This window comes from Teichococcus vastitatis (assembly GCF_003604215.1).
GTDB classification, from domain to species: domain Bacteria; phylum Pseudomonadota; class Alphaproteobacteria; order Acetobacterales; family Acetobacteraceae; genus Pseudoroseomonas; species Pseudoroseomonas vastitatis.
This window is the reverse complement of sequence record NZ_QXGS01000136.1, coordinates 1-1,701: the sequence shown is the minus strand read 5'-3', so window position 1 is coordinate 1,701 and position 1,701 is coordinate 1. Positions and strand designations below refer to the sequence as shown.

The following is a 1,701-nucleotide window of genomic DNA, read 5'->3' as shown; positions in this document are numbered from 1 at the left end:
TCACTCAGGCAGAACATGATCACAACGAGCATGCCAGGCAAGAAGCGGCCGAAACTGACAAATTGACCGCGCTGTCTTCTGTAGCACCCTCCTTTCTGGCCAGATTGTTCCGAACCTCTGCTTGGCAAGCGCATGAAAGCGGTATCCGTCGCCAGGTGATGAAACTGGAGAGCGCTCAGGAGGCGCATCAGACCGCGAGGGAGAGGCTTGGAGCTGCCATCGCGGAGAAGGGGCGGCGTGCTGCCGAACAGCAGGCAGCCTTGCATGTCCATCAGAGCCTTCAACAGGAAGCTGAGCGGCTCAAGCAGCAGCTGCAGGATGAACAGGGCGAGACGGGCAAGGCTGTGCCCGGCCCAGGGTTCTGGGCGATGCCTGACGACGAGCTACAGCAGGCAGCGCCCTGGAATGCCGGTGCGTTCCGCGCGGCCCGGGATGATGTGTTCGTTGCAACGCTCCGCCTGCACCGAGCTGTCATCGTGGCAGCTGCACGAACCATCAAGTCATCGCTGAACACGGTGGCCCGAATGGCGCAAGGCGGCTCCGGCGCCGTTAAGCCCAGCGCAGTTGATTGGGGGATCTTCTTTCTGCTGGTGCCGGTGGTGTCGACCACCTTTGCCTCAGTGGGGCGCATGTTCCAGGGGATGGGCGCCGGTGAGATAGGTTGGCTTTTGATCGACGAGGCGGGGCAGGCGGCGCCGCAGGCGGCCATGGGCGCAGTTTGGCGCGCGAAGCGCGCCGTGATCATCGGTGATCCGTTGCAAATCGAGCCGGTCACTACGACCCCGAGGCGCACCATGCAGCTGATCTTCGAAAGCAACGGCGCCGATCCGGGACCCTGGGCTGCGCCACGGCAGTCGGCTCAATCGTTGGCAGATCGCGCCAGTCAGATCCAGGGGCGCTTTCAGGTCTTGGATCAAGAAGCCGACCAGAAAGAGCGGATCACCGGCATGCCACTGCTGGTGCATCGGCGCTGTGAGGAGCCGATGTTTGGTATCGCCAACCGGATCGCCTATGATGGACGCATGGTGTTCGCGACAAGGGCGGGCGCCTCGCCGATCAGGGACCTCCTGGGCCCATCGGCCTGGATCGATGTGGACGCGCCTTCCACCGATAAATGGGTGGAGAGCGAGGGACGGCTCATCGCTGGGGCGATTGCGGAGTTGTGCGGAGCCTTGCCGGAACCACCCGACCTCTACGTCATCTGCCCGTTCAAGACGCCGGCCAGCCGGCTAAAGTCGCTGCTGTTGGACACATCTGGGGTACTCCCAGCGCTCAGCAGGACTCAACGGGAAGAATGGATCAAAAAGCGAGTGGGTACAGTGCACACATTTCAGGGCAAAGAGGCGGAAGCTGTTATTCTGATGCTCGGTGCGGGACGTGGGGCCAAGGAGGGATCGCGCCTCTGGGCTGGGGCAACGCCCAATTTGCTCAACGTTGCCGCGACCCGAGCAAAACGTGCGCTCTACGTGGTGGGCAATCGTGAGGAGTGGCAAGGTGCGGGAGTATTTGCCGAAGCAGCACGAACGCTGCAACCGATCTCCGCACGCGAGTGGCAGGCCAGAAGACGAGGCATCCTCTGAGGAGCATACTGTTCCTGGAAGTAGCTTCTCTAGAGCCTCAGCGACCTAGCAGCCTGTCGGGTTTGGGTCGGCTGCTAGTGGGATAGTTGGGTTACGGATCATGTAGCCAGCCGCAGGCGGT

The 1,701-nt window shown here is 62.2% G+C and carries 1 protein-coding gene; it reads left to right on the top strand.

Going from position 1 to position 1,701, the window contains the following annotated elements:
• A partial coding sequence (locus tag D2K64_RS23490) for a DEAD/DEAH box helicase (RefSeq protein WP_202910817.1) occupies positions 1 to 1,580 on the top strand: 1,580 nt, incomplete at its 5' end.
• Positions 1,581 to 1,701: the final 121 nt, after the last annotated feature.